The sequence below is a fragment of the Dermacoccus sp. SAI-028 genome (assembly GCF_004346775.1).
GTDB lineage: Bacteria > Actinomycetota > Actinomycetes > Actinomycetales > Dermatophilaceae > Dermacoccus > Dermacoccus nishinomiyaensis.
In genome coordinates this window covers 2,629,168-2,653,530 of sequence record NZ_SMFS01000001.1, presented here as the reverse complement: position 1 = coordinate 2,653,530, position 24,363 = coordinate 2,629,168, and the positions used below count along the sequence as shown (strand labels likewise).

Here is a 24,363-nt window from a genome sequence, read left to right as displayed (position 1 = left end):
AGGGGAGGCCACGCATGACCTCGCGCACGAGCCTCGCTGCCGGCACCCTCGCACTCTCCCTGCTGACCGGGTGCAGCGCCCTCACGACGCGCAGCGCCTCGAACCCCACCTCGAGTTCGACGACGAGCCCCGCCACCACGCCCGCGGCCCGGATGGCGCAGAGCGGCATCGCCGAGAAGGCCGGGGCTACGCCGCGCACGCAGTCGAAGGGTGGCGCGATGATCGTCGCCGGTGCGCACGCCGTCATCCCCTCCGGCATCGTGACGGCGAGTGAGCGCGCCGTCTCCGCCGTGCGCGGCCTCGACCGTCACGCCTCTGCGAACCCGTTGCTCGTCGTCGTGCCGCGCGACGACGCCGACTTCAAGAAGTACACGGGCACCGAGCCGGGCAGCCAGCTCGCGAGCACGGTGACGCGCGGCGGCACGTTGCCGTTCGTCGTCGTCGCGCCGTGGACGGTGCGTCACGCGAACGACGTGACGGCCCGCGAGACGCTCGCACACGAGGCGTTCCACGCCCTCACGCTCGAGAAGCTGCGCGAGACGCGGCCGCTGTGGCTGCTCGAGGGGTGGGCCGAGTACGTCGGCCAGAAGCTCGTCCCGCAGGCGCCGCACAAGCGCACCGACATCCGTCCGCATCTGCCGAGCGACGAGGAACTGCGCGGCGCGAACGCCGCCGACGCGTACTACGTGGCGTTCACGTTCGCGCGTTTCCTGCGCGACACGTACGGCAACGGCGCCGTCATGGCGTTCTACACCGACGCCGTCACGACGACGACCGACATCGAGACCCTCGCGCAGCGGCACTTCCACAAGGGCCTCACCCAGCTGGAGACCGACTACGACGCCTGGTACCCCACGTTCCGCTGAGCCGGATACCCTGCGACCATGCGCCTCGGAGTCATCGACGTCGGTTCCAACACCGTGCACCTGCTCGTCGTCGATGCGCACCCCGGCGCCCAGCCGTTGCCCGCGATGTCGCACAAGCGCGTGCTGCGCCTGTCCGAACACGTCACCGCCGACGGCCTCATCGACGCATCCGGTATCGCCGATCTGACGCAGTTCGTCGGCGAATGCGTGACGATCGCCGAAGACGCCGGCATCCGCGAACTCATGTCGTTCGTGACGTCCGCGGTGCGCGAGGCGCCCAACGGTCAGGCCGTCCTCGATCATGTGCGTGAGCACACCGGCCAGGAGCTGCGCGTGCTGACGGGCGAGGAGGAGGCGCGCGTGACGTTCCTCGCCGCGCGCCGCTGGTTCGGCTGGTCGAGCGGGCGCCTGTTCGGCATCGACATCGGCGGCGGCTCGCTCGAACTCGCGACGGGTATCGACGAGACGCCCGACACCGCCGTCAGTCTGCCGCTGGGGGCCGGGCGCCTCACGCGTGAGCTGGCGGGCGATCCGCCGTCCGCGGAAGATCTGCGCGCCCTGCGCACGCGCGTGCGCGCCGAGATCGCCGGCGTCGCACGGGATCTGACGCGCTGGGGCACACCTGATCGCACCGTGGGCACGAGCAAGACGATCCGTTCCCTCGCGCGCCTGACGGGGGCCGCGCCGTCGAGTGACGGCCCGTTCGCGCCGCGCTCGCTCGCCCGCGCAGGCCTTAGCGACCTCGTCCCCCGACTCGCGGCGATGACGGCGACCGAACGCGCGCAGCTGCCCGGCGTCAGCGTCGAACGCAGCGCGCAGGTGCTCGCCGGTGCCGTCGTCATCGAGGCGACGATGGATCTGTTCGACGTCGACTCCCTCGACGTGTGCCCCTGGGCGTTGCGCGAGGGGCTCATCCTGCGCCGATTGGACGCGCTGGCGTGAGCATCCGCGTCGGTCTGTCCACCGCGTCGTGCTACCCGTTGAGCACGGCGGCGGCCTTCCGCATCGCAGCCGAACTCGGCTACGACGGCGTCGAGGTCATGGTCTGGACCGAACCGGCGAGCCAGGACGCGCGGGCCCTGCACGAGCTGTCCGAACGTCACGGCGTGCCGATCCTGTCGATCCACGCCCCGACGCTGTTGCTCACGCAACGCGTCATGGGCAACGAGCCGTGGGGCAAGATCGACCGTTCCGTCGACCTGGCGCGCGACGTGGGAGCCGGCACGGTCGTCCTGCACCCGCCGTTCCGGTGGCAGAAGGAGTACGCGACGGGGTTCGTCGACGGCGTCGCGCAACGCGAGGCCCGCCACCCGGAGATCAAGCTCGCCGTCGAGAACATGTTCCCGTGGCGCGCTCGCGGACGCGAGGTGCAGGCGTACCTGCCCCATTGGGATCTGCGGCGCAACCACTACGCGCACACGACGCTCGACCTGTCGCACACGGCGACGTCCGGCAGCGACGCCATCGCCGTTGCCGAAGAACTCGGCGATCGCCTCAGCCACATGCACCTCGCCGACGGGCTCGGCTCCTACAAGGACGAGCACCTCGTTCCGGGGCGCGGCACGCAGCCGTGCGCGCAGATGCTCGAGATGCTCGCGCGTGACGGATTCGGCGGGGCCGTCGTCGTCGAGGTCGGCACGCGACGCCTGTCCGACGAAGACCGGCTCGTCGACCTCGCCGAGGCGCTCGCGTTCGCGCGGATGCACCTCGCGATCGGGGCCGGACGCATCAGTTCGCCGTTCTGACGAACCCGCCCCGTGCGGAGCCGCGAGACGGTGTGCTGACGCACGGGTGGGCCACGTAGGCTGGGTCGAAACGTCGACGAAGGAGGTGGCGCCGATGCCGAAGTACTCGTTCGGTCCGCGTCTGCCCGCAGCCACGTCGAAGGTCGTCTCGGCGGCGTCGCGTGGGCCGATCGCGCGCGCCGCGGCGAAGTCGCTCGTCGCCGGTGAGAGCATCGACGACGCCATCCGCGTCACCGACGAACTCACGAGCGCAGCAGCCGGCACTACCGCTGAAAGCCCCGACGAACAATCCCGTATCTCGTGGCGCCCGCTGCTCGTGCCGCCGGCGAGCACGGACGACCTGCTCACCGTCCAGGCCGACACGATCGGCGCAGTGAGCGCGCTCGCCGCGAGCGGCGCGCCGTCACCGGATCTGACGATCGACGTCGGCACGTTCGGCGTCTTCGCCGATGACGTCTCGGGCGGCGTCCTCATCAACAGTCTGCGCGAGGTCGGGCAGGCCGCGCGCAACGCGGGGGTGACGCTGACGCTCACCGTCACCGACCCCCTCTACATCCAGGCCGTCTACGTGCTCGGCGACGAACTGCGCCAGGATTTTCCGGAGACCGGCATCGTGCTGCCCACCCGCCTGCGCGGCGCGTCCGACGACCTGAGCGACCTCGCCACGAACGGGCGTCGCGTGCGTCTGACGACGGAACGCCTCGACGCCGCGCTCGGCATGACATCGGCGCGCGAGAGCGGCAACGCGTTCGTCGACATCACGAAGGCGCTGCTCGACGCGCAGGCCGTCACGGCTTTCGACACCGACGACGCGCTGCTGCTCGACATCGCCGCCTCCCTCGTGCGCCGCCACGACGCGCAGGGCGCCGAGGTCGTCACCCCGCTCGGCATCACGGCCTCGACCCACCACGATGACGCCTTCGCGCGCCGCGTCGTCGTCCCGTACGGCCCGATGTGGTCGACATACGTCGCGAGCGCGCTCGCGGGGCGGCCGTCGTTGGCACTGACGCTGCCCAACCCCGTTCGACGCAGGAGATGACATGACGAAGTCCGCCCGCCGCATCGCGTTCATCGGCACCGGCAACATGAACGAGGCCGTCATGGCCGGCGCTCTCGCAGGCGGTTTCGACGCGGATGACGTCGTCGCCACGTCGCGTCGCGTCGAGCGTGGCACGCAGTTGCGCGAGAAGTACGGCGTCGCGACGATGACGTCGAACCCCGGCGCCGTCGCGGGCGCCGAGACGGTCGTGCTCGGCGTGAAGCCGTACCAGCTCGACGACGTGCTCGAGGAGATCGGCTCGCATCTCGCGGACGGCGCCGTCGTCGTCAGCCTCGCCGTGGGGCGATCGACCATCTCGCTCGAGGAGCACCTGCCCGACGGCGCCGCGGTCGTGCGCGTCATGCCGAACACTCCCGCGATGGTCGGGGCGGGCATGCACGCGGTGACGCCCGGCGCACACTGCGACGACGACCAACTGGCGCGCGCGAAGACGCTCCTCGCCGCGTCGGGCGATGTCATCACGGTCGCCGAGAAGGACCACGACGCCGTGACGGCGGTCTCCGGCAGCGGCCCGGCGTACCTGTTCTACCTCGCCGACGCGATGATCGAGGCGGGCGTCCTGCTCGGCCTGCAGCGCGATGTCGCGCACCGGCTCGCCGTTCAGACGATCGTCGGCGCGGGCACGATGCTCGCGGAGTCGGGGGAGTCGCCCGTCCAGCTGCGAGAGAAGGTCTCGAGCCCCGGCGGCACCACGATCACGGCGCTCGCCGAACTCGACCAGCGGGCCGTGCGCGCGGCGATGGTGGCGGCGATGAAGGCCTGCCACGACAAGTCTGCGTCGATGGGTTGAGCTCGTAGGGCTCGATCGGCGGGAAGAACCAGCAGGGAAGAATCAACACGGCTGAATCAGTGGGGCGTGTCGTTCGTGCGACGCTTCGGCGCTTCCTCGACTCGCTTCCGTCCGCCCCTCGATCGCTCGTTCACCCGATGTTCACCCATCCAAGAACGTTGACGGGCAAGCAGATTGCGCGCCTCATCGCGGCCGCTGCTCCCGGCATCCGGCGCACGGCACCCCCAGCGCCCATCGGCTCAGCCAAACGTGGTTCGATATGCGTATGACTGCGTTGACTGTACGAACCCTTGGCGAAGACGACTGGCAGATCTACCGCGACGTTCGCCTGAGCGCTCTGGAGGAGTCGCCCGAGGCCTTCGCGGCGTCGTCGTCCGCCGAGAAGCAGCTCGACGAGAGCGCGTGGCGTCGACGCATGGCGCGTGCGCGCCGCATCCTCGCGACCGACGAGAACGGCGACAAGGTCGGCGTCGTCTCGCTGCGCAGCGATGTGCGTGACGACGAGGAGTCGCCGTACGGCGAGCTGTTCGGCCTGTGGGTCACACCCGACGCGCGTGGCACGGGCGTCGCCGTCGCGCTGCTCGAAGCTGTTCTCGAGCAGGCGCGCAAGGAGAGCCTGGGCGCCGTCATCTACTGGGTCGGCACCGACAACGCGCGTGGTGTGGCGTTCGCGTCGAGCCGCGGTTTCCTGCCGACCGAGCACCGTCGTCCGATGAACCCGAACTCGTCCGACACCGAGTCCGAGGAAGAGGCTGCGTTCGTCTACCCGCTCGGTGCCGACGAGACCTCCATCCCGAGCGACGTCCTCGACGCGCGTCACTGACGTCATGCCCCACCCGACCCTCGTCATCTGGGACGCCGCGCTGACGCGGTACGACTTCGGTGAGGGTCACCCGATGAACCCTCTGCGGCTCGCGCTGACTGCGCGCCTCGCGGAGGGTCTCGGCGTTCTGGGGCATGTCGACGTCGAGGCGCCACGCCTGCCAGACGGAAGCGACGAGTTCCTCCTCAGCGTCCACTCGCGCGCGTACGTCGACGCTGTCATGGCCGCATCGGCGAACCCGGCGGACGCCGATACGTCGTTCGGTCTGGGCACGGAGGACGACCCGGCGTTCGTCGGCATGCACGACGTCTCCGCGCTCATCGCGGCCGGTACGCTGCGCGCCGTCCAGGCCGTGCACACCGGTGAGTACGAGCACGCAGTCAACTTCACCGGCGGCCTGCACCACGCGATGCCCGTCGCGGCGAGCGGTTTCTGCATCTACAACGACGCGGCGATCGGCATCCAGTGGTTGCTCGATCAGGGCGTCGAGCGCGTCGCGTACGTCGACATCGACGTCCACCACGGCGACGGCGTCGAGAAGACGTTCTGGAACGACCCGCGCGTGCTGACGATCTCGATCCACGAGTCGGGCACCGTGCTGTTCCCCGGCACCGGCTTCGCCCGCGACTGCGGCGGGCCCGAGGCCGAGGGCATGGCCGTCAACGTGTCGCTGCCGCCCGGCACCGGCGACGCCGAGTGGCTGCGCGCGCTGCACGCCGTCGTCCACCCTGTCGTGACGGCCTTCGCGCCGCAGGTGCTCGTCACCCAGCACGGTTGCGACTCGCACTACTCCGACCCGCTCGCGCACATGGTGCTGACGGTCGACGCGCAGAAGATGGCGCATCAGTCGCTGCACCAGCTCGCGCACGATGTGTGCGACGGGCGCTGGGTCGCGCTCGGCGGCGGCGGGTACGAGCTCGTCGACGTCGTCCCGCGCTCGTGGACGCACCTGACGGCCATCGCCGCCGATCACCCGATCCCGCTCGAGACGCCGACGCCGGACGAGTGGCGCCGCCACGTCGAGGCCATCACGGGGCGCACGGCGCCGACGAAGATGGGTGACGGTGTCGCCGAGAACGACGACGTGTGGTTCCAGTCGTGGGCCTCCGGCATGCATCCCGAGTCGCAGGTCGACCAGGCCGTCATGGCGACACGCGAAGCCGTCTTCCCGCATCATGGCCTGGACGTCTGGTTCGACTGACGTCCACCTTGCCCGGCAGTGACGACCCGTGGGCGATGGGCGCGAGCGCCACGACGGGACGTCGAAGCACTCGCCGGTGAACGGCGCGTCACCCCCACGAGTCGCGCAGCAAAACAGCAGACGATACGATGGCTCAGATATTCCCGTGGCCGACCCACCTCGCGGTGGGGCAGGAACGCACCGGCGAATGTCGGCACGGGCATCGCCAAGGACAACAGGTAAGGAACGGTTCACTCATGGGCTCCGTCATCAAGAAGCGCCGCAAGCGCATGGCCAAGAAGAAGCACCGCAAGCTGCTTCGCAAGACGCGTCACCAGCGTCGCAACAAGAAGTGACCTGATCACTCTTGACGCTCCAGGCCCCTGCCGCCCCGCGGCAGGGGCCTGTTGCATGCTCGGGGCATGCTCCTAGGCTGATGCGATGAACGTCTCCCCGCTGCGACGCGCTCTCGGACACACCCCCGATGATGCTGTGAGAAGAATCACCCTCATCACCAAGCCCGGCTGCCACCTGTGCGACGACGCGCGCGCCGTCGTCGAGAAGGTCGCCGCCGAGACGGGCGCCGAGGTGGAGGAGATCGACATGCTCGAGCACCCCGATCTCGTGGCGAGGTATGCCGAGCAGATCCCCGTCACGCTGGTCGACGGCAAGCAGCACGACTACTGGCGCGTCGACGAGGATCGGCTGCGCCGCGCCGTCACGGGCGGGCGCAGGCGGAGGTAGGGACCAAGGTCCCGTCGCGTCCAAATGGCACTCATTCCGCGTCATCACGCGGACGTGAACGACGTCACGCCACTTTGTGCCTCGGTGCACAAGGTCTAAGCTCGGGGGGTCCCGCGAACGCCTGTGCGGGCGTTTGGTATACGCGCCCCGCACCGCGAAGTGAGCGCGTGAGCCCCGAGGAAAGGCCGTAGCTGCCGTGAGCACCGAGCACGTAGAGCGCCGGGAGATTCCCGACGCCACCGTGAATCGGCTACCGGTGTATCTACGCGTGCTCAACGAGCGCGCCGCGGTGGGGCAGGAGCGAATCTCCTCCGAGGCGCTCGCCGAGCAGGCCGGGGTCTCCTCCGCCAAGCTGCGCAAGGATCTGTCGGCCCTCGGCTCGTACGGCGTGCGCGGTGTCGGCTACGACATCGTCACCCTCGCCGACCACGTCGCCGGCGCTCTTGGCCTCGAGCGCGAGTGGTCCGTCGCCATCGTCGGCATGGGCAACCTCGGGCGTGCGCTCGCGACGTACGGCGGCATCGGCGTCAAGGGCTTCGACATCAAGTGGCTCATCGACGACGACCCGCGCGTCGTCGGCACGGACGTCGGCGGCCGCGTCATCGTCCCGTTCGAGGCGCTGCGACCCGAGCCGGGCGAGGGCGTCATCGGCATCATCGCGACGCCCGCCACCGCGGCGCAGCAGGTCGCCGACCGCCTCGTCGTCGCCGGCGTGCGCAGCATCCTCAACTTCGCCCCCACCGTCCTGACCGTGCCCGCCGACGTGCAGGTGCGCGGCGTCGACATGGCGGGCGAACTCCAGATCCTCGCGTTCCGTGAGCAGCACTCACGCCTCGCCCGCTCTCGCACCACGAAGGAGCTCCTGGCATGAGCGTCATCGTCCTCGGCCTGTCCCACCGCTCGGCGCCACTCGCCGTGCTGGAGCGCGCCTCTCTCGACCCCGCAGGTCAGCAGGCGCTGCTCGAGCGGCTGCTCGCGGGGGAGAACGTCGACGAGCCGATCGTGCTGTCGACGTGCAACCGCGTCGAGGTGTACGCCGATGCGACGACGTTCCACGGCGCCGTCACCGAGATCGGTGAGGCGCTCGCTGCCGCGACGGGTGTCGGCCTCGGCGAGCTGCGTGAACACCTCTACGTCCACTTCGACGAACGCGCCGTCGCGCACCTGTTCAACGTCGCCGCCGGCCTCGACTCACTCGCGGTGGGGGAGAGCCAGATCCTCGCCCAGCTGCGCGAGAGCCTGCGTGAGGGGCAGCGCTCCGGGCGCATCGGCCCCGTCATGTCGCGCCTCGTGCAGCAGGCGCTGCGCGTCGGCAAGCGCGTGCACTCCGAGACGGGCATCGACACCGTCAGCCGCTCCCTCGTCGAGCGCGCCCTCGACCTGTCGGGCAACATGCTCGGCGACCTGACGGGTGTGCGCGCCGTCGTCGTCGGGGCGGGCGCGATGAGCTCCCTCGCCACCCACACGCTCGTGCGTCACGGTCTTGGCGAGGTGACGGTCGTCAACCGCACGTTCGACGCCGCCCGCCGCCTCGCCGACGCCGCCGGCTGCGCCGCGCGCCCCATCGACGAACTGCCTGACGCCCTCGCCGCGGCCGACCTCGTCGTGTCGTGCACCGGCGCCGTTGGCCACGTCATCGACGCGACGCTCGCGGCTCGCGCGAATCCTGAAGGGCGCCCCCAGGTCTACGTCGACCTCGCGCTGCCGCGCGACGTCGCCGACGAGGTCTCCTGCGTGCGCGGCGTCGCCGTGCTCGGCCTCGGCGACCTCGGCCCGCAGGTCGAGGGCGAGCCCGGCGCGGAGGCGGAGATCAAGGCCGTCCAGGATCTCGTGACGAGCGAGGTCGCCGCCTACGTCGTCGCGCGCCGCGCCGAGCGCGTCGCCCCGACCGTCGCGGCGCTGCGCGCCAACGCCGCCGACATCGTCGCCGCCGAGTTGAGCCGCCTCGACAGCCGCGTCGACCTCGACGAGACGACTCGCGCGCAGGTGCAGCTGACGGTGCACCGCGTCGTCGAGAAACTCCTGCACACGCCCACGGTGCGGGTGAAAGAACTTGCCAGCCAGGGTGGTGCTGTCGGTGAGAGTGATTACGCCGCAGTGCTTTCCGCCCTCTTCGACCTCGACCCCGCGCAGACGCGCGTCGTCACGGTCCCCCCGGAGATGCCATGAACAGCCAAGCAGCCGACGCCGCGCCGATCCGCCTGGGCACCCGACGCAGCCACCTCGCGATGACGCAGTCGACGTGGGTGGCCGAACAGTTGCGCGCGCACGGCCACGCCGTCGAGATCGTCGAGATCACGACCGAGGGCGACGTCAACCGCGCCTCGCTCGCGCAGATGGGCGGCACGGGCGTGTTCGCCGCCGCCATCCGCCGCGCACTGCTCGACGGTGAGGTCGACATGGCCGTGCACTCGCTCAAGGACCTGCCCGTCGCGCCCGAACCGGGCCTCCTGATCGCCGGCATCCCCGTCCGCGAGGACCCGCGCGACACCCTCATCGCTCGTGACGGCCTGACGCTCGGCGAACTGCCTGCGGGCGCCGTCGTCGGCACCGGCTCGCCGCGACGTGCCGCGCAGTTGCAGGCGCTCGGGCTCGGCTTCGAGATCCGCGACATCCGCGGCAACATCGACACGCGCATGGGCTACGTGACGAGCGGAGAACTCGACGGCGTCATCCTGGCGCGCGCCGGGCTGGCGCGCGTCGAACGCACCGGCGCCATCAGCGAGACGATCGACCCGCTGCAGATGCTGCCCGCCCCCGGCCAGGGCGCGCTCGGGCTCGAATGCCGCGAGGGTGACGCACGCGTCATCGCCGCGCTCGCGCAGCTCGACGACGCCGACACGCGCGCCGCCGTCACCGCCGAGCGCGCCGTGCTCGGCGCCCTCGAAGCCGGTTGCGCGGCACCCGTCGGCGCGCTCGCGGAGATCGTCGAAGAGCCCGACGGCTCGCTCGAGATCTCACTGCGCGCCTTCGTCGGTGCGCCCGACGGTTCGTTCGAGCTGCGCCGCAGCGACGTCGGCTCCTACGACAACCCGGCCGCCGTCGGGGAGGCGCTCGCCCGCACGCTGCTCGACGACGGCGCGGGCGCAGTGATCCCGCCGCGCGAGGCACCGAATCCCACGACGAGCACGAAGGAGGCAGGCGCATGAGCACCGACCAGCACCACGCGAGGGTGGCCTTCGTCGGCGCGGGCCCGGGCGACCCGGGCCTGTTGACGATGCGCGCCGCGCGCCTCATCGAGAACGCGGACGCGGTGATCTTCGACCAGATCTGCGGTGAGCGCTTCGTCGCGCCGTTCGTGCGCGACGAGGTCGAACTCGTCGACGCCGGCTACGGCGACGCGGGCGCGCAGCTCACCACCGCGAGCCGCGCGAAGCTCGTCGTCAAGACTGCGAAATCCGTTGCAGCGCAGCATGATGACGCCGACAGCTCGGCTCGAGGTGGCGAGCAGCCGCTCGTCGTGCGCCTCATGGACGGCGACCCGTCGACGTTCCACGGCCTCGCCGAAGAAGCGCTCGCGTGCTCCAAGGCGGGCATCGACTTCGAGATCGTCCCGGGCGTCTCGGCCGTATCCGCGGTGCCCGCGTACGCGGGCGTGCCGCTGACGGACGCGAAGGCGCGCACCGTCCACGTCGTCACCGCCGGCGACCCGAAGATCGACTGGGCGCGTTCGATCGACGCGTGCATCACCGTCGTCGTGCTCGGCCAGGCCGACGCGCTCAAGACGTCGCTGTGCGAATTGCGCGAGGCCGGCCGACGGGGCAACACGCCCGTCGCGCTGACGGAGAACGGCACGACGATCACGCAGTCGACGGTGACGACGACGCTGGACGAGGTGCCCGCCGTGCTCAGGCGAGCCTCGTTCGACGGGCCCGTCATGGCGATCGTCGGCTCGACCGTCGCCCACCGCGACCTGCTGTCGTGGTGGGAGAACAAGCCGCTGTTCGGCTGGAACGTGCTCGTGCCGCGCACGAAGGAGCAATCGGGTTCGATGATCGAGCGTCTCGCGACGCACGGTGCGACGAGCACCGTCGTGCCGACGATCAGCGTCGAACCGCCGCGCACGCCGCAGCAGATGGAGAAGGCCGTCAAGGGCCTCGTCACGGGGCGCTACGAGTGGGTCGGATTCACGTCCGTCAACGCCGTGCGCGCCGTGCGCGAGAAGTTCGCCGAGTTCGGGCTCGACGTGCGCGCGTTCGCGGGCGTCAAGATCGCCGCCGTCGGCGGGGTGACGGCGAACGCGCTGCGCGAGTGGGGCCTCGAGGCCGACCTGACGCCGTCGGGTGAGCAGTCGGCACAGGGTCTGCTCGAGGTGTGGCCCGACTACGACGAGGATCTCGACCCGATCAACCGAGTCTTCCTGCCGCGCGCCGACATCGCGACGGACACACTCGTCGCGGGCCTGGAGGAGATGGGCTGGGAGGTCGACGACGTCACCGCGTACCGCACGGTGCGCGCGGCCCCGCCCGCGCCGGAGGTGCGTGAGGCGATCAAGTCGGGCAAGTTCGACGCCGTGTGCTTCACGTCGAGTTCGACGGTGCGCAACCTCGTTGGCATCGCCGGCAAGCCGCACACGTCGACCGTCGTCGCGTGCATCGGCCCGGCGACGGCTAAGACCGCCGAAGAGCACGGGCTGCGTGTCGACGTCGTCGCGCCCGAGGCGTCGGCGGCGTCCCTCGTCGACGCTCTCGCTGGCTACGGCCGGTCGCTGGCCCACGAGGCCGCGGAGTCTGGGGAGAAGGTACGCCGCCCGAGCGATCGACGCGGGGCGGCCCGACGAAAGGTGAAGGCCTGATGGGTAGCTACGATCTGACGCACCGTCCGCGGCGGCTGCGCACGACGCCGGTGATGCGCGACATGGTCGCCGAGACGGTCGTCTCGCCGTCCGACCTCATCCTGCCGGTGTTCGTGCGCGAGAACACTTCGGAGAACACGCCGATCGCGTCGATGCCGGGCGTCGTGCAGCACACGCTCGACTCGCTCGTCGCGGAGGCGAAGCGCGCGCGTGACGCCGGCATCGCAGGCGTCATGTTGTTCGGCGTGCCGGAGTCGAAGGACGCCGTGGGTTCGGGCGCGCTCGATCCTGACGGCATCCTCAACGTCGGGCTGCGTGCCGTGCGTGACGCCGTGGGTGACGACCTGCTCGTCATGGGTGATCTGTGCCTCGACGAGTTCACCGACCATGGTCACTGCGGGGTTCTCGACGACGCGGGTCGGGTCGACAACGACGCGACGCTCGACGTGTACGCGCAGATGGCGGTGGCGCAGGCGCAGGCCGGTGCGCATGTGCTCGCGCCGAGCGGCATGATGGACGGCCAGATCGGTGTCATCCGTGCGGCGCTCGATCTGTCGGGGCACGACGACGTCGCCGTCATGGCGTACTCGGCGAAGTACGCGTCGGCGGCGTACGGCCCGTTCCGTGAGGCCGTGCAGAGTTCGTTGCAGGGTGATCGCGCGACGTATCAGCAGGATCCGCGCAACCGCACCGAGTCGTTGCGTGAGGCGATGCTCGACGAGGAGCAGGGCGCCGACATTCTCATGGTGAAGCCCGCGCTGCCGTACCTGGACGTGTTGTCGGACGTCGCGGCTGCCGCGACGGTGCCGGTCGCGGCGTATCAGGTGTCGGGTGAGATGGCGATGATCGAGGCGGCTGCAGCGAACGGTTGGATCGATCGTGAGCGCATGATCCGCGAGTCGTTGACGTGCATCAAGCGTGCCGGCGCGTCGATCATCTTGACGTACTACGCGCTGACGATCTAGCTCGGTGGGGCCTGAGCTTGCGAAGGTTCCAGCGAGCGTTGAGGAAGCGCGTCAAAAAAATCGTGCGATGGCGATCTGGCTCGGTGGGGCCTGAGCTTGCGAAGGTTCCAGCGAGCGTTGAGGAAGCGCGTCAAAAAAATCGTGCGCTGGCGATCTGGCTCGGTGGGGCCTGAGCTTGCGAAGGTTCCAGCGAGCGTTGAGGAAGCGCGTCAAAAAAATCGTGCGCTGGCGATCTGGCTCGGTGGGGCCTGAGCTTGCGAAGGTTCCAGCGAGCGTTGAGGAAGCGCGTCAAAAGATCGTGCGCTGGCGATCTGACGCGTGCTGACGACCGATCGGGCGCCCAGCCCATCGCGTCACGCATGACGAGAGGCCACGAGTTGTTGCTCGTGGCCTCTCGCGCTTCCCGTCCCAGGTGCGACTGTATCGCATCTGACGAGGTATGCCTTAGTTGCGACTTCGTCGCAGGTGGATAGCGTGGGGTCATGGCTGACTACTCGCTCCCGGAACTTCCCTACGACTACGCAGCTCTCGAGCCCTACATCTCGGGCGAGATCATGGAGTTGCACCACGACAAGCACCACGCGACGTACGTCAAGGGCATCAACACGGCCGTCGACCAGCTGTCGGAGATGCGTGACAAGGAGGAGTTCACGTTCCTCGGCACGCTGGAGAAGAACCTGGCGTTCCACCTCGGTGGCCACGTCAATCACTCGGTGTTCTGGACGAACATGTCGCCTGACGGTGGTGACAAGCCCGTTGGTGATCTCGCGGCTCGTATCGACGCCGACTTCGGTTCGCTCGACAAGTTCCGCGCGCAGTTCGAGGCCAACGCCCTCGGTGTGCAGGGTGCCGGCTGGTCGGTGCTGACGTGGGACATGGTCGCGCAGAAGCTGTACATCGTTCAGCACTTCGACCACCAGGGCAACGTGCCGATCTGCATGGTTCCGCTGCTCATGCTCGACATGTGGGAGCACTCCTACTACCTGCAGTACAAGAACGACAAGGCGACGTTCGTCAAGCAGTGGTGGAACATCGTCAACTGGGCTGACGTGCAGGCGCGTTTCGAGAAGGCGTCGAAGCAGACGCCCGGTCTCATCGTCTGACCGCTGCATCAGTCATCGACGCAAGGGTTGAGGAGGTTCGCGCTCCAGGGGGGGGCGCGAACCTCCTCAACCCTTGTCGGCGTCTGCGGCTGTCATTCCCGGCGGTGACGATCGTGGGCGTCATCGTGAGGTGGGGGAGGCCCCAGGGTGGGCCGGCGTCGATGGCGCCGGGCGCGGCGCGCGCGTCAGGCTGGATCCATGACTGTGGAGCGAGTGAGTGCAACGCAGGTGGCGGCTGACCTGGCCGTGGCCTCGTGCGGCGTCGTCGGCCGCGTTCAGTTGCGCGAGCGAGGCGTCGAGCGTCACTACGTGCGTACGCTCGTGCGCCGGGATGCTGCGGGCCCGCGAAAGGCGCGGTTCGGCCTGGCGACGGCGTGAGTGAGCATCGTGTTCGCCACGTGCCGCCGCTGCACGCCCCTCCCGTTCCGCGAGCGCGCGAGGACGTCGCAGCCATTCGTGCCGCCTCTTTCGCCGCCACGGATCACGCGGCCGGGGCGCTGCTCGCGATGACGGTGCAACAGCGCCTCACCACACCTGAGTGGCTCTCTACGGCGTCGCAGATGCACCCCACGCTGCGGCGACGACGTGCCATCGCCGGGTTCATCCGCGACATCGGCGGTGGGTCGCAATCCATCGACGAACTCGCCTTCGTCGCGCACCCGCGTCGACGCCGGTCTCCACTGCCGGATCGTCAGGTCGTGCGCCAGGGCCCCGACGGGGGCTGGTACCTCGATGCACGCTGGAACGCCGACGGCCGCGTCGCCGATATCGACGGCGCACACCACCAGGGCGGCGCCAACCCGATCACCGACGCACTGCGGCAGAACGCCGTCGCCCTCCACGGCGATCGCGTCCTGCGCGTTCCCGACATCGGCCTGCGCAGCGACCCTGATGCGTTCCTCGACCAGATCGAAGCCGCACTCATCGACGCAGGGGTTGTGGAGGTTCGTGCTCCATGAAGCACGAACCTCCACAACCCCTGTGGTTGCTTGATCGTCGTCAGGCCTTTTTCCGGGCCTGACTCCTCAACGCTCGCTTCGGCAGGATCCTCGCATGACATGCGCGTTCGTCCGCGCCGCGCTCGACGAATACGACGCTGCGGTCCTACCTACGCTCGCTTGATCGTCGTCAGGCCTTTTTCCGGGCCTGACTCCTCAACGCTCGCTTCGGCAGGATCCTCGCTTGACATGCGCGGTCGTCCGCGCCCGGCGCGGGTGAAGCCATCCTCGCTTCGCTGCGGTGACTCCACCCGCGCCGTGCTCGACGAACACGACGCTGCGGTCCTACCTACGCTCGCTTGATCGTCGTCAGGCCTTCGTGAACTCGAGGTCGAGGTTGATCTTGATCTTCTCGCTGATCAGGACGCCGCCACCGTCGAGGGGAGCGTTGAACGTCATGCCGAAGTCGTTGCGGTTGATCTCACCCGACGCCTCGAAACCGGCGCGCGTGGCGCCCCACGGGTCGGTCGCGACACCGTTGAAGTCGTACGAGAACGTGACGGGCTTCGTCACATCCTTGATCGTCAGGTCACCCGTGATCTCGTCGTCCGTGATCTGCGTGGCCTTGAACGTCATCGTCGGGTAGGTCTCGACGTCGAAGAAGTCGCCCGACTTGACGTGCGCATCACGGTCGGCGTTGCCCGTGTCGACCGACGCGGTCTGCACCGTGAACTCGACGCTCGAATCCGAGATCGGGTCGGCGGCGACGACCGTTGCCGAGTAGTCGGTGAACTTGCCGCGCACCTTCGTCACCATGAGGTGACGGGCGACGAACGAGATCTCCGTGTGCGCCGGGTCGATGTTCCAGGTGCCGGCGGGGAGGGTGTTGAGGGAGGCCATGACGAGCCCCTTTCCTTCAGATCGTTGATGGGCGATGCACTCACCGTAGCGGAGTGTTGTTGAATTTTAAACTACATGCCCGGGGGTGCGTATTCCATTCCACACCCCAACAGGGGGTTCGTGTGGAACTGACGCTGAACACCGGGAATACTGGGTCTGTTGAGGAAGCGGCTGCAGGAGAGGCGAGTAGCGTGACGCGAGGTGGCGAGACGGCGTGGTTGAGCGAGTCCGAGCAGGCTGCGTGGCGCCACTATCTGCGCGGCGCGCGGGCGCTCGAGACGGCGCTCGATCGTGAACTTCTCGCCCACGGCATGTCGCTGGCCGAGTACGAGATCCTCTCGATGCTCTCCGAATCGGAGGGTCGGCGCCTGCGCATGAGTGCGCTCGCGACCATCGTCGTGCAGTCACGCAGTCGGCTGACGCACACCGCCAACCGCCTCGAACGGCGCGGCTGGGTCGAGCGTCAGCCCTGCCTCGACGACTCGCGCGGCGTCGAACTCGTCCTCACCGAGGACGGGCTGCAGGCCCTGCACGAGGCAGCCAAGGTGCACGTCGCGAGTGTGCGCGCCTTCATGGTCGACGTGATGCCCGCGCGTCAGTTCGCGAGCCTCGGGGATGCCATGCGCCGCGTCGGCGAGGCCGTCGAGGCCAGCGAGCGCTGACGACCGGAGCACGCCACCACCCCGCGCACGGTGTGTCGAGGCACCACCTGCCACGCCCGGAGCGAGGAGTATGACGGGACGTTCCCTGCGACGGCGCGCACCGGCCGTCCCCGTCGCAGGTGCGACGACGCGACGCTGCTGTGGTAGGCCTCACGGGCCGTGAGGGGGCCGGCGTGGAGGGGGTTGTCAGTGCGCGATGGAACAATGATGCGCATGAGCCAGAACACCTCGACGTCTCAGGCATTGCTCGATCACGCCCGCTCGGTCACCCCAGGCGGCGTCAACTCCCCGGTGCGGGCGTTCCGCGCCGTCGGCGGCACGCCGCGCTTCATCCGTGAGGCGAAGGGGCCGTGGCTGACGGACGTCGACGGCAACCGTTACGTCGACCTCATCTGCTCGTGGGGGCCGATGATCCTCGGCCACGCCGACCCGCGCGTCATGGACGCGGTGCAGCAGGCCGCGTCGCGCGGGTTCAGCTTCGGCACGCCGAGCGAGAACGAGGTGGCGCTCGCCACCGAGATCGTCAGCCGCGTCGAGCCGGTCGAGCAGGTACGCCTCGTCTCCTCCGGCACCGAGGCCACGATGTCGGCCATCCGTCTCGCCCGCGGCGCGACGCAGCGCAGCAAGATCATCAAGTTCGCAGGGTGCTACCACGGCCACGTCGACGCGCTGCTCGCCGCCGCCGGCTCCGGCCTCGCGACGTTCGCCCTGCCCGACTCGGCCGGCGTCCCCGCCTCGAGTGCGGGAGAGACGATCGTGCTGCCGTACAACGACGTCGACGCGCTCGACGCGGCCTTCGCCGAGCACGGTGACGAGGTCGCCGCCGTCATCACCGAGGCCTCGCCGGGCAACATGGGCGTCGTGCCGCCGGCGCCCGGTTTTACGAAGGCGCTGCGCGACATCACCACGAAGCACGGCGCTCTGCTCATCTCCGACGAGGTGATGACGGGCTTCCGCTGCTCCGCGGCCGGCTGGTTCGGTCACGAGGGTCAGCAGGGTGAGACGGCGCCCGATCTGTTCACGTTCGGCAAGGTCATGGGCGGCGGCTTCCCGGCTGCCGCGTTCGGTGGGCGTCGCGACCTCATGGAGCTGCTCGCACCCGACGGCCCCGTCTACCAGGCGGGCACCCTCGCCGGTAACCCGATCGCGACGGCCGCCGGCCTCGCGACGCTGCAGGCCTGCACGCCGGAGGTCTACGCGCACCTCGACCTCGTCGCACACACGATCGCCGATGCGGCCTCGAGCGAGCTGACGAAGGCCGGCGTCCCGCACCAGGTGCAGTGGGCGAGTTCGATGTTCTCGATCTTCTTCACCGACGAGGCCGTGACGAACTACGACGGCGCCAAGAAACAGGACATCCATGCCTTCGCCCGCTTCTTCGACGCGATGCTCGCCCAGGGCGTGCACCTGCCGCCGTCGTCGTTCGAGGCCTGGTTCGTCTCCGCGAGTCACGACGACGAGGCCGTCGCGCACATCGTCGAAGCGCTGCCGACCGCGGCGCGCGCCGCGGCGTCCACAGACTCGGCTGCGACACTGTGAGCATGTCCGAGCACGCCACCTCCGATCCGTCGCGGACGCCGCAGCCGTCGCCCGCCGCCGTCAGCGAGCCGCGGGTGCCCGTCACGACGCTCGTGCACCTGGTGCGCCACGGCGAGGTCCACAACCCCGAGAAGGTGTTGTACGGGCGCCTCGATGGATACCACCTCTCTGAGCTCGGGCACGAGATGGCCGAGTTGACGAGCCAGTGGTTGGCGCCACGCGACGTCACGCACCTCGTCAGCTCGCCGCTCGAGCGAGCGCAGGAGACGATGGCGCCGATCGCCGACAAGCTCGGTCTGCCCGTCACGCTCGACGAGCGTGTCATCGAGGCAGGCAACGACTTCGAGGGCATGACGGTGGGCTCGAACCCCAAGCAGCTCATGCAGCCGCGCTTCTGGCCGAAGCTCACCAACCCGTTCCGCCCCAGCTGGGGCGAGCCGTACGACGAGATCGCCGCGCGCATGGATGCGGCGATCCGTGATGCTCGTGATGCGGCATCCGGGCACGAGGCCGTCATCGTCAGCCACCAGCTGCCGGTGTGGACGGCGCGTCGTTTCGCCGAGGGCAAGCGCCTGTGGCACGACCCGCGCTCGCGCGAGTGCACGCTCGCGTCGGTGACGACGATCGAGTTCATCGACGATGAGATCACCGACGTGCGCTACACCGAACCCGCCGGCCGGTTGCTCGCCGCCTCGACGAATGCGGTGGGAGCATGAGCAGCAGCATCACCCGGCGCGCCGCCGCCGTCATCGCTGCCGGTGCTCTGACGTTCGGTGCGACGGCGTGCGGTGACGGCAAGAACGACGAGATCAGCAAGCAGGCGCAGGACCAGAAGGGCTACGTCGGCGGCGACGGAACCGTCGAGGAGCTTCCCGCAGCCAAGCGCGACAAGCCCGTCACGTTGAGTGGCAAACTGCTCGACGGCACCGACTGGAACGTGGAGCAGGCTCGCGGCAAGGTTGTCGTGCTCAACGTCTGGGGCGCCTGGTGCGGCCCGTGCGGGGCCGAGATGCCGCACCTGCAGAAGGCGTGGCAGTCGTACGAGAAGGCGGGCAAGAACGTCGTGTTCATGGGCATCGACCAGCGTGACTCGAACGCCGTCGCCAGTTCGACCCTGAAGAAGTGGGGCGTCACGTACCCGTCCCTGGCCAATGACGACGGCGCCAACCTGCAGGGCCTTCAGCGCAAGGTCTCCGCGACCCCGACGACGCTCGTGCTCGACGCGCAGGGCCGCATCGCCGCGCGCGTCAGTGGGGCGACGACGGAGACGACGGTGCGCAACATGGTCGACAAGGTGCTGGCGGAGAAGGCTTGATCGCGTTGCTCGCGGCGAGCGACTCGCCGAGACAGATCGTCGCGGACGGCGCGTTGCCGCTCGCGATGTTCTTCGCTGCCCTCGCGGGGCTCGTCTCGTTCGCCTCGCCGTGCGTGCTGCCACTCGTACCAGGCTTCCTCGCCTACGTGACCGGCCTGACCGACGAGAAGCGTCGCACCCGCATCATCCTCGGCGCGTGCCTGTTCGTCCTCGGCTTCTCCGTCGTGTTCGTCGGCCTGCAGGCCGCGCTGTCGTTCTTCGTCGACACCGTCGGCGCCCACGACACGCTGCTGCTGCGCGTCGGCGGGGTGTTCGTCATCGTCATGGGCCTGCTGTTCCTCGGCGTGCTCGGCCAGCGCGGATTCACCGTGCGCTGGCGCCCGGCCGCGGGGCTGCTCGGCGCTCCGCTGCTCGGCGCCGTGTTCGCGCTCGGCATGTCGCCGTGCGTCGGGCCGGTCTACGGCGCGATCCTCGCGGCCAACACCGCACTCGGATCGAGCGGCGTCAACGGGCGCGGGTTGCTGCTCACCGCCTGCTACAGCCTGGGCATCGGCATCCCCTTCATTCTCATCGCGGCCGGCTGGAGCCGCGCCGAGCGCGCCTCGAAGTGGTTGCGCGCGCGGCATCGTCCGATCCAGCTCGTCGGCGGCGGCCTCATGATCGCCATCGGCGTGCTCATGGTGACGGGTCTGTGGAACTCGCTCATCGCCGACATCCAGACCCATCTCGTCAATCAGTTCGAACCGGTGATCTAGTGGCCAAGACGTCAGACAACCCCGAACCCGGCGCGTTCCGCGTCGACGACGCTGCTCACGGCGAGGCATCCATGGGCGGTGCGGCGCGCGACGACGTGCCCCGTGACGATGCGGCCGACGCAGACTCGACGAAGACGTCCTCGCGGGACGATCGGGCGACGGTGACGCAGCCGCGTCTCGGGTTCCTCGGCGGCCTGCGCTGGTTCTGGCGGCAGTTGACGAGCATGCGCACGGCGCTGTTCCTGTTGCTGCTCGTCGCGGTCGGGGCCGTGCCGGGCTCGATCTTCCCGCAGCACTCGATCGACGAGCAGCGTGTCACGCAGTACCGCCTCGATCATCCGGATCTGGCGCCGTGGCTCGACCGGCTCGGCATGTTCAACGTCTACAGCTCGCCGTGGTTCGCCGCCATCTACCTTCTGCTGACTGTGTCGCTCGTCGGCTGCATCATCCCGCGCGTCCGGGTGCACTACAAGGCGATGCGGCAGGGCCCGCCCGCGATGCCCCGCCGCCTCTCACGCCTTCCCGCGCACCGCGAGGTGACGCTCGAGGCGACCCCCGAGCAGGTCATCGCCGCGACGCGTACCGTCCTGCGGCGCAAGCGGTTCGCGCTGCGCAAGGGCACGGGCGAGTTCGAGGTCGCCTCCGAGGGCGGCATGCTGCGCGAGACGGGCAACCTGCTGTTCCACCTCAGCCTCATCGGCATCATCGTCTCGGTCGCGGCCGGGCACGTCTGGGGCTGGCGCGGTGACGTCATCGTCCCCGAGGGCAGCGGTTTCGCCTCGACGCCGTCGCGCTACGACACCCTGAAGCTCGGGCCGTGGGTCGATGCGGAGCAGGACATCCCCGACTGGGCGCTCAAGATGAACACGCTCAAGGTGATGTTCGAGAGCAACGTCGACCCGACGAGCAGCCAGTGGGGTCAACCGCGCGACTTCACCGCCGACGTCGACTACCGGGAGTCGGCGAACAGCGCGTGGAAGAAGGACACGATCAAGGTCAACCACCCGCTGAAGGTGGGAGGCGGCGAGGTGTACCTGCTCGGCAACGGCTACGCCCCGAAGATCACGTTCAAGGACGCGAAGGGCAACGTCCTGTATGACGAATCCACGCCGTTCCTGTCGATCGACAACAAGTACAAGTCGACCGGCGCATTCAAGATCTCGGGCGCCTCACCGAAGCAGATCGGCCTCACCGGCTTCTTCCTGCCGACGGCCTACCTCGACCCGAACCTGGGCCCGAGCTCGGCCTTCCCCGACGCCAAGGCGCCGGCGCTGTACCTCACGGCGTTCACGGGCGACCTGTACCCGAACGGTCGCCCGCAGTCGGTGTTCAGCCTCGACACCGGCACGATGACGCAGCTCAAGGACGAGAAGGGCCAGCCGGTGCGTCTGCAGCTCGCCCTCGGCCAGACGGTGCAGCTGCCGAACAACCTCGGCTCCGTGACGTTCGACGCGGCGCCACGGTGGGCGGGGCTGTCGATCCGTCACGACCCCGGCAAGGGGCCGGCCCTACTGTTCAGCGTCCTCGCACTCGCCGGCCTCGTGCTTTCCCTGACGATCCGTCGTCGGCGCGTGTTCGTCCGCGTCCGTCCCGCTACGGATGGTGACACCGACGCGCGTACAGTGGTTGAGATCGGTGGGCTCGCCAAGGGTGAGGATCCTCGTCTCGCGCTGGCGGTCGACGACATCCTCGAACGCATCAGCCGCGCGGCGGCCCCCACCACGGAGACGACAGGTAAGGCATGATGTCCGCTTTCGCATTCATCGACGAGGCGCACAGCACCCTCGCGCAGAACTCCACGCGCGCCGTGTATGCGGCCGCGCTCGTCCTCACCCTCGCGATGCTCTCGTTCTGCGTCGACCTCGCCCAGGCCCCTGGCCGTCAGGCGCGGGCCGGACGTCGAGGCGCGGCCGATGACGCTGCCGTCGAGAGCGGCGCGGAGAGCGCAGCCGAGGCCGACGAGGCCACGAGCGCCGGCGTGGCAGCGACGTCGACGGCCAGCGTCGGTGGTGCGACGGCGGTGCTCGAACGCACCCGCGAACGTCGTGACCTCGACGGCGACGGCACCCCCGACGTCCCGGCCGACGGTCACAAGCGTCAGTGGGCCGGCACCGGCATGGCGCTGACGTGGCTGGGCGCCGCGTTCCTCATCGCGGGCATCGTCATGCGATCGCTCGCCGTGCACCGCCCGCCGCTGGGCAACATGTACGAGTTCGACCTCGCCGGTACCGCGTTCCTGCTCGTGTGCTTCCTGCTGTGGAGCCTGCGAAAGGACGTGCGCTGGCTCGGCGCGTTCGTCACGCTGCCCGCGACTCTGTTCCTCATCCTCGCCGCGAAGGTGTACTACACCGAGGCGAGCAAGCTCATGCCGTCGCTGCAGTCGTACTGGTTGTCGATCCACGTGACGGTCGCGACGCTGTCCGTCGGCCTGTTCACGATCGGCTTCGTCATCACGTGCCTGTACCTCGCGCAGAAGACGCGCGAGGAGAAGGGCAAGAGCGGCGGTTTCCTGCGCTCGTTGCCCGATTCGGAGACCCTCGACCGCCTCTCCTACGGCGTGCACATCATCGCGTTCCCGCTGTGGATGTTCACCGTCCTGTGTGGCGCCATCTGGGCGCAGGAGGCCTGGGGTCACTACTGGAACTGGGATCCGAAGGAAGTCTGGTCGCTCGTCATCTTCATCGTCTACGCGGCGTACCTGCACAGCCGCGTGACGGTCGGGTGGAGCGGACGCAAGGCCGCCGCAGTCGTCCTCGTCGGCTTCGCGTGCATCCTCATCAACTACGGCGTGGTCAACGTGTTCTTCGTCGGCCAGCACTCCTACTCGGGGCTGTGATCGGCTGATGGCACCTGTCGCTCGTTACACCGTTCTGCGCATCCTCGTCTTCTTCGGCTGCGTGTGCCTGGGCTACCTGTGCGGGCTGCGCAGTTTCCTGCTGCTCATCGTCGCGGCGCTCGCGTCGACGGCGATCAGCTTCTTCGCGCTCAACCGCTTCCGTCAGGAGACGGTCGACGTCGTCGAAGATCGCGTCGAGAAGCGTCGTGCCCGTGCGCAGCAGATGCGTGAGGCCGAGGACGTCGAAGAGGACTGATCGACGCTCGATCCGCACCGGGCCCCTGACGGGCCGGGCGTGCTGGTCGCAGACGAATGATGACGAAGGCTGGCCGTCTCCGAGGGGCGGCCGGCCTTCGCGTGTGTTGAAGTCTTTGTCGTCGTTGCTGCTGTCGTCGTCGGATTGGCAGCGGATGACGGCGTGGTGGGCGCTGCAGCCGTCAGGGCCGTCAGTGCATGAGGTGCGCGGCGTAGAGGCCGCCGCCGAGGAGCAGGCCGTAGAGCAGCTGGTAACGGCCGGTGCCGGCGAGGGCCGGCACGAGGTCGCGGCCCGTGGCGCCGCGCATGACGCGCAGCACCGGCGGGATCGCGGCGATGAGGGCGACGAAGCCCGCCGCAGCGGCGACGTGGAACAGCGTGCACGCCGCGACGGCGGCGACGGACACGGCGATGAGCAGGACGTAGAACGTGCGGGTGGCCTTGTCGCCGAGCCGCACGGCGAGGGTGTGCTTGCCGGCTTCGACGTCCGTCGGGATGTCGCGCAGGTTGTTCGTCACGAGGATCGCGCAGGCGATCGCGCCCACGCCGATGCTGCCCGCCCACGCGGACGGCGACAGCGTGTGGGCCTGCGTGTACGTCGTGCCGAGTACCGCGACGAGGCCGAAGAAGACGAAGACGAAGACCTCACCGAGCCCCATGTAGCCGTAAGGGCGCTTGCCGCCGGTGTAGAACCACGCCGCGAGGATGGCGGCGGCGCCGACGAGCAGCAGCCACGGCGTGTTCGACAGCGTGACGAGCGCGAGGCCGACGAACGCGGCGACGAAGAAGCATCCGAACGCGGCGAGCTTGACGTTGCCCGGGTTCGCGAGGCCTTGACCGACCAGGCGCACCGGGCCGACGCGGTCCTCGTCGGTGCCGCGGATGCCGTCGGAGTAGTCGTTGGCGTAGTTGACGCCGATCTGGAGGAACAGCGCGACGATGAGCGCGAGCAGCGCATAGCCGGGGTTCGCCTTCTCCATCGCGTAGGCCGCGCCCGTTCCGACGAGGACGGGGGCGATGGCGGCGGGCAGCGTGCGGGGGCGCGCGCCCTCGACCCATTGGTTCAGGGTGGCCATGTGCGGGATGTTCTCC

27 protein-coding genes are annotated in these 24,363 nt (G+C 69.3%); 25 read left to right on the top strand and 2 right to left on the bottom strand.

Annotated features, from left to right (window positions below; genetic code table 11):
- Window positions 1-14: 14 nt before the first annotated feature.
- The 17 genes from EDC82_RS12090 to EDC82_RS12010 all read left to right on the top strand — a co-directional run bounded on the left by EDC82_RS12090 (window position 15) and on the right by EDC82_RS12010 (window position 15,030).
- Window positions 15-866 (top strand): hypothetical protein, encoded by an 852-nt coding sequence (locus EDC82_RS12090; protein ID WP_131941669.1) that lies wholly within the window; start codon window positions 15-17, stop codon window positions 864-866.
- Window positions 867-884: 18 nt separating this feature from the next.
- A complete protein-coding gene (locus tag EDC82_RS12085) occupies window positions 885-1,808 on the top strand; it encodes a Ppx/GppA phosphatase family protein (RefSeq protein WP_131941667.1) in 924 nt (307 codons plus the stop codon).
- Window positions 1,805-2,611, top strand: a complete 807-nt coding sequence (locus tag EDC82_RS12080; protein WP_131941665.1) for a sugar phosphate isomerase/epimerase — start codon at window positions 1,805-1,807, stop codon at window positions 2,609-2,611. Before EDC82_RS12085 ends, EDC82_RS12080 begins: the two co-directional genes overlap by 4 nt.
- 94 nt (window positions 2,612-2,705) lie before the next feature.
- Entirely contained in the window at window positions 2,706-3,650 is a 945-nt protein-coding gene (locus tag EDC82_RS12075; RefSeq protein WP_131941663.1) for a hypothetical protein, read from the top strand.
- 1 nt (window position 3,651) lies between these two features.
- The gene (proC, locus tag EDC82_RS12070; RefSeq protein WP_131941661.1) at window positions 3,652-4,461 is read left to right on the top strand and encodes a pyrroline-5-carboxylate reductase; all 810 of its coding nucleotides are present in this window, start codon (window positions 3,652-3,654) and stop codon (window positions 4,459-4,461) included.
- Window positions 4,462-4,726: 265 nt separating this feature from the next.
- The gene (locus EDC82_RS12065) at window positions 4,727-5,284 is read left to right on the top strand and encodes a GNAT family N-acetyltransferase (protein WP_038569450.1); all 558 of its coding nucleotides are present in this window, start codon (window positions 4,727-4,729) and stop codon (window positions 5,282-5,284) included.
- A 4-nt stretch (window positions 5,285-5,288) separates the two neighbouring features.
- Window positions 5,289-6,485 (top strand): acetoin utilization protein AcuC, encoded by a 1,197-nt coding sequence (locus tag EDC82_RS12060; protein ID WP_074040214.1) that lies wholly within the window; start codon window positions 5,289-5,291, stop codon window positions 6,483-6,485.
- Between the two features lie 236 nt (window positions 6,486-6,721).
- The gene (locus tag EDC82_RS12055) at window positions 6,722-6,820 is read left to right on the top strand and encodes a 30S ribosomal protein bS22 (protein ID WP_003792170.1); all 99 of its coding nucleotides are present in this window, start codon (window positions 6,722-6,724) and stop codon (window positions 6,818-6,820) included.
- 85 nt (window positions 6,821-6,905) lie between these two features.
- The gene (locus EDC82_RS12050) at window positions 6,906-7,208 is read left to right on the top strand and encodes a glutaredoxin family protein (protein ID WP_074040216.1); all 303 of its coding nucleotides are present in this window, start codon (window positions 6,906-6,908) and stop codon (window positions 7,206-7,208) included.
- A 196-nt stretch (window positions 7,209-7,404) separates the two neighbouring features.
- A complete protein-coding gene (locus EDC82_RS12045; protein WP_006943965.1) occupies window positions 7,405-8,079 on the top strand; it encodes a redox-sensing transcriptional repressor Rex in 675 nt (224 codons plus the stop codon).
- Window positions 8,076-9,377, top strand: coding sequence for a glutamyl-tRNA reductase (locus tag EDC82_RS12040; RefSeq protein WP_038569444.1), 1,302 nt, complete (start codon window positions 8,076-8,078; stop codon window positions 9,375-9,377). The genes EDC82_RS12045 and EDC82_RS12040 overlap by 4 nt, the downstream gene beginning before the upstream one ends.
- Window positions 9,374-10,357, top strand: a complete 984-nt coding sequence (gene hemC, locus EDC82_RS12035; protein ID WP_074040218.1) for a hydroxymethylbilane synthase — start codon at window positions 9,374-9,376, stop codon at window positions 10,355-10,357. Before EDC82_RS12040 ends, hemC begins: the two co-directional genes overlap by 4 nt.
- Entirely contained in the window at window positions 10,354-12,003 is a 1,650-nt protein-coding gene (locus EDC82_RS12030; RefSeq protein WP_074040219.1) for a bifunctional uroporphyrinogen-III C-methyltransferase/uroporphyrinogen-III synthase, read from the top strand. Before hemC ends, EDC82_RS12030 begins: the two co-directional genes overlap by 4 nt.
- Complete coding sequence (hemB, locus tag EDC82_RS12025; protein WP_074040221.1) at window positions 12,003-12,968, top strand: porphobilinogen synthase; 966 nt, start codon at window positions 12,003-12,005, stop codon at window positions 12,966-12,968. The genes EDC82_RS12030 and hemB overlap by 1 nt, the downstream gene beginning before the upstream one ends.
- Before the next feature lie 482 nt (window positions 12,969-13,450).
- The gene (locus EDC82_RS12020) at window positions 13,451-14,071 is read left to right on the top strand and encodes a superoxide dismutase (RefSeq protein WP_074040222.1); all 621 of its coding nucleotides are present in this window, start codon (window positions 13,451-13,453) and stop codon (window positions 14,069-14,071) included.
- Window positions 14,072-14,269: 198 nt separating this feature from the next.
- Window positions 14,270-14,449, top strand: coding sequence for a hypothetical protein (locus EDC82_RS12015; RefSeq protein ID WP_131941659.1), 180 nt, complete (start codon window positions 14,270-14,272; stop codon window positions 14,447-14,449).
- The gene (locus EDC82_RS12010; RefSeq protein ID WP_131941657.1) at window positions 14,446-15,030 is read left to right on the top strand and encodes a hypothetical protein; all 585 of its coding nucleotides are present in this window, start codon (window positions 14,446-14,448) and stop codon (window positions 15,028-15,030) included. Before EDC82_RS12015 ends, EDC82_RS12010 begins: the two co-directional genes overlap by 4 nt.
- A 348-nt stretch (window positions 15,031-15,378) precedes the next feature.
- On the opposite strand, the gene EDC82_RS12005 is transcribed toward EDC82_RS12010, so the two are convergent.
- On the bottom strand, window positions 15,379-15,909 hold the full coding sequence (locus EDC82_RS12005; RefSeq protein WP_006943676.1) for a YceI family protein: 531 nt from the start codon (window positions 15,907-15,909) through the stop codon (window positions 15,379-15,381).
- 191 nt (window positions 15,910-16,100) lie between these two features.
- On the opposite strand from EDC82_RS12005, the gene EDC82_RS12000 reads away from it, so the two are divergent.
- The 8 genes from EDC82_RS12000 (at window position 16,101) to EDC82_RS11965 (ending at window position 23,272) form a co-directional block, all read left to right on the top strand.
- On the top strand, window positions 16,101-16,571 hold the full coding sequence (locus tag EDC82_RS12000; RefSeq protein ID WP_006943685.1) for a MarR family winged helix-turn-helix transcriptional regulator: 471 nt from the start codon (window positions 16,101-16,103) through the stop codon (window positions 16,569-16,571).
- Between the two features lie 213 nt (window positions 16,572-16,784).
- Window positions 16,785-18,110, top strand: coding sequence for a glutamate-1-semialdehyde 2,1-aminomutase (gene hemL, locus EDC82_RS11995; protein WP_131941654.1), 1,326 nt, complete (start codon window positions 16,785-16,787; stop codon window positions 18,108-18,110).
- Window positions 18,107-18,826, top strand: a complete 720-nt coding sequence (locus EDC82_RS11990; protein WP_006943634.1) for a histidine phosphatase family protein — start codon at window positions 18,107-18,109, stop codon at window positions 18,824-18,826. The genes hemL and EDC82_RS11990 overlap by 4 nt, the downstream gene beginning before the upstream one ends.
- Window positions 18,823-19,425, top strand: a complete 603-nt coding sequence (locus EDC82_RS11985) for a TlpA disulfide reductase family protein (RefSeq protein WP_006943681.1) — start codon at window positions 18,823-18,825, stop codon at window positions 19,423-19,425. The genes EDC82_RS11990 and EDC82_RS11985 overlap by 4 nt, the downstream gene beginning before the upstream one ends.
- Complete coding sequence (locus tag EDC82_RS11980; RefSeq protein WP_006943620.1) at window positions 19,422-20,180, top strand: cytochrome c biogenesis CcdA family protein; 759 nt, start codon at window positions 19,422-19,424, stop codon at window positions 20,178-20,180. Before EDC82_RS11985 ends, EDC82_RS11980 begins: the two co-directional genes overlap by 4 nt.
- The gene (locus EDC82_RS11975) at window positions 20,180-21,925 is read left to right on the top strand and encodes a cytochrome c biogenesis protein ResB (protein ID WP_074040225.1); all 1,746 of its coding nucleotides are present in this window, start codon (window positions 20,180-20,182) and stop codon (window positions 21,923-21,925) included. Before EDC82_RS11980 ends, EDC82_RS11975 begins: the two co-directional genes overlap by 1 nt.
- On the top strand, window positions 21,922-23,016 hold the full coding sequence (gene ccsB / locus EDC82_RS11970) for a c-type cytochrome biogenesis protein CcsB (protein ID WP_338122016.1): 1,095 nt from the start codon (window positions 21,922-21,924) through the stop codon (window positions 23,014-23,016). The genes EDC82_RS11975 and ccsB overlap by 4 nt, the downstream gene beginning before the upstream one ends.
- Before the next feature lie 7 nt (window positions 23,017-23,023).
- Complete coding sequence (locus EDC82_RS11965) at window positions 23,024-23,272, top strand: DUF4229 domain-containing protein (RefSeq protein ID WP_006943689.1); 249 nt, start codon at window positions 23,024-23,026, stop codon at window positions 23,270-23,272.
- A gap of 190 nt (window positions 23,273-23,462) precedes the next feature.
- On the opposite strand, the gene EDC82_RS11960 is transcribed toward EDC82_RS11965, so the two are convergent.
- Window positions 23,463-24,347: a 1,4-dihydroxy-2-naphthoate polyprenyltransferase gene (locus tag EDC82_RS11960; RefSeq protein WP_074040227.1), complete on the bottom strand. Its 885-nt coding sequence runs from the start codon at window positions 24,345-24,347 to the stop codon at window positions 23,463-23,465.
- Between the last annotated feature and the right edge of the window lie 16 nt (window positions 24,348-24,363).

Bases quoted from the DNA above. Each gene is read 5' to 3' on its own strand.
- EDC82_RS12090 (WP_131941669.1), top strand. From the start codon at position 15: ATGACCTCGCGCACGAGCCTCGCTGCCGGCACCCTCGCACTCTCCCTG.
- EDC82_RS12085 (WP_131941667.1), top strand. From the start codon at position 885: ATGCGCCTCGGAGTCATCGACGTCGGTTCCAACACCGTGCACCTGCTC.
- EDC82_RS12075 (WP_131941663.1), top strand. From the start codon at position 2,706: ATGCCGAAGTACTCGTTCGGTCCGCGTCTGCCCGCAGCCACGTCGAAG.
- proC (WP_131941661.1), top strand. From the start codon at position 3,652: ATGACGAAGTCCGCCCGCCGCATCGCGTTCATCGGCACCGGCAACATG.
- EDC82_RS12065 (WP_038569450.1), top strand. From the start codon at position 4,727: ATGACTGCGTTGACTGTACGAACCCTTGGCGAAGACGACTGGCAGATC.
- EDC82_RS12060 (WP_074040214.1), top strand. From the start codon at position 5,289: ATGCCCCACCCGACCCTCGTCATCTGGGACGCCGCGCTGACGCGGTAC.
- EDC82_RS12055 (WP_003792170.1), top strand. From the start codon at position 6,722: ATGGGCTCCGTCATCAAGAAGCGCCGCAAGCGCATGGCCAAGAAGAAG.
- EDC82_RS12050 (WP_074040216.1), top strand. From the start codon at position 6,906: ATGAACGTCTCCCCGCTGCGACGCGCTCTCGGACACACCCCCGATGAT.
- EDC82_RS12040 (WP_038569444.1), top strand. From the start codon at position 8,076: ATGAGCGTCATCGTCCTCGGCCTGTCCCACCGCTCGGCGCCACTCGCC.
- hemC (WP_074040218.1), top strand. From the start codon at position 9,374: ATGAACAGCCAAGCAGCCGACGCCGCGCCGATCCGCCTGGGCACCCGA.
- EDC82_RS12030 (WP_074040219.1), top strand. From the start codon at position 10,354: ATGAGCACCGACCAGCACCACGCGAGGGTGGCCTTCGTCGGCGCGGGC.
- hemB (WP_074040221.1), top strand. From the start codon at position 12,003: ATGGGTAGCTACGATCTGACGCACCGTCCGCGGCGGCTGCGCACGACG.
- EDC82_RS12020 (WP_074040222.1), top strand. From the start codon at position 13,451: ATGGCTGACTACTCGCTCCCGGAACTTCCCTACGACTACGCAGCTCTC.
- EDC82_RS12015 (WP_131941659.1), top strand. From the start codon at position 14,270: ATGACTGTGGAGCGAGTGAGTGCAACGCAGGTGGCGGCTGACCTGGCC.
- EDC82_RS12005 (WP_006943676.1), bottom strand. From the start codon at position 15,909: ATGGCCTCCCTCAACACCCTCCCCGCCGGCACCTGGAACATCGACCCG.
- hemL (WP_131941654.1), top strand. From the start codon at position 16,785: ATGAGCCAGAACACCTCGACGTCTCAGGCATTGCTCGATCACGCCCGC.
- EDC82_RS11985 (WP_006943681.1), top strand. From the start codon at position 18,823: ATGAGCAGCAGCATCACCCGGCGCGCCGCCGCCGTCATCGCTGCCGGT.
- ccsB (WP_338122016.1), top strand. From the start codon at position 21,922: ATGATGTCCGCTTTCGCATTCATCGACGAGGCGCACAGCACCCTCGCG.
- EDC82_RS11965 (WP_006943689.1), top strand. From the start codon at position 23,024: ATGGCACCTGTCGCTCGTTACACCGTTCTGCGCATCCTCGTCTTCTTC.
- EDC82_RS11960 (WP_074040227.1), bottom strand. From the start codon at position 24,347: ATGGCCACCCTGAACCAATGGGTCGAGGGCGCGCGCCCCCGCACGCTG.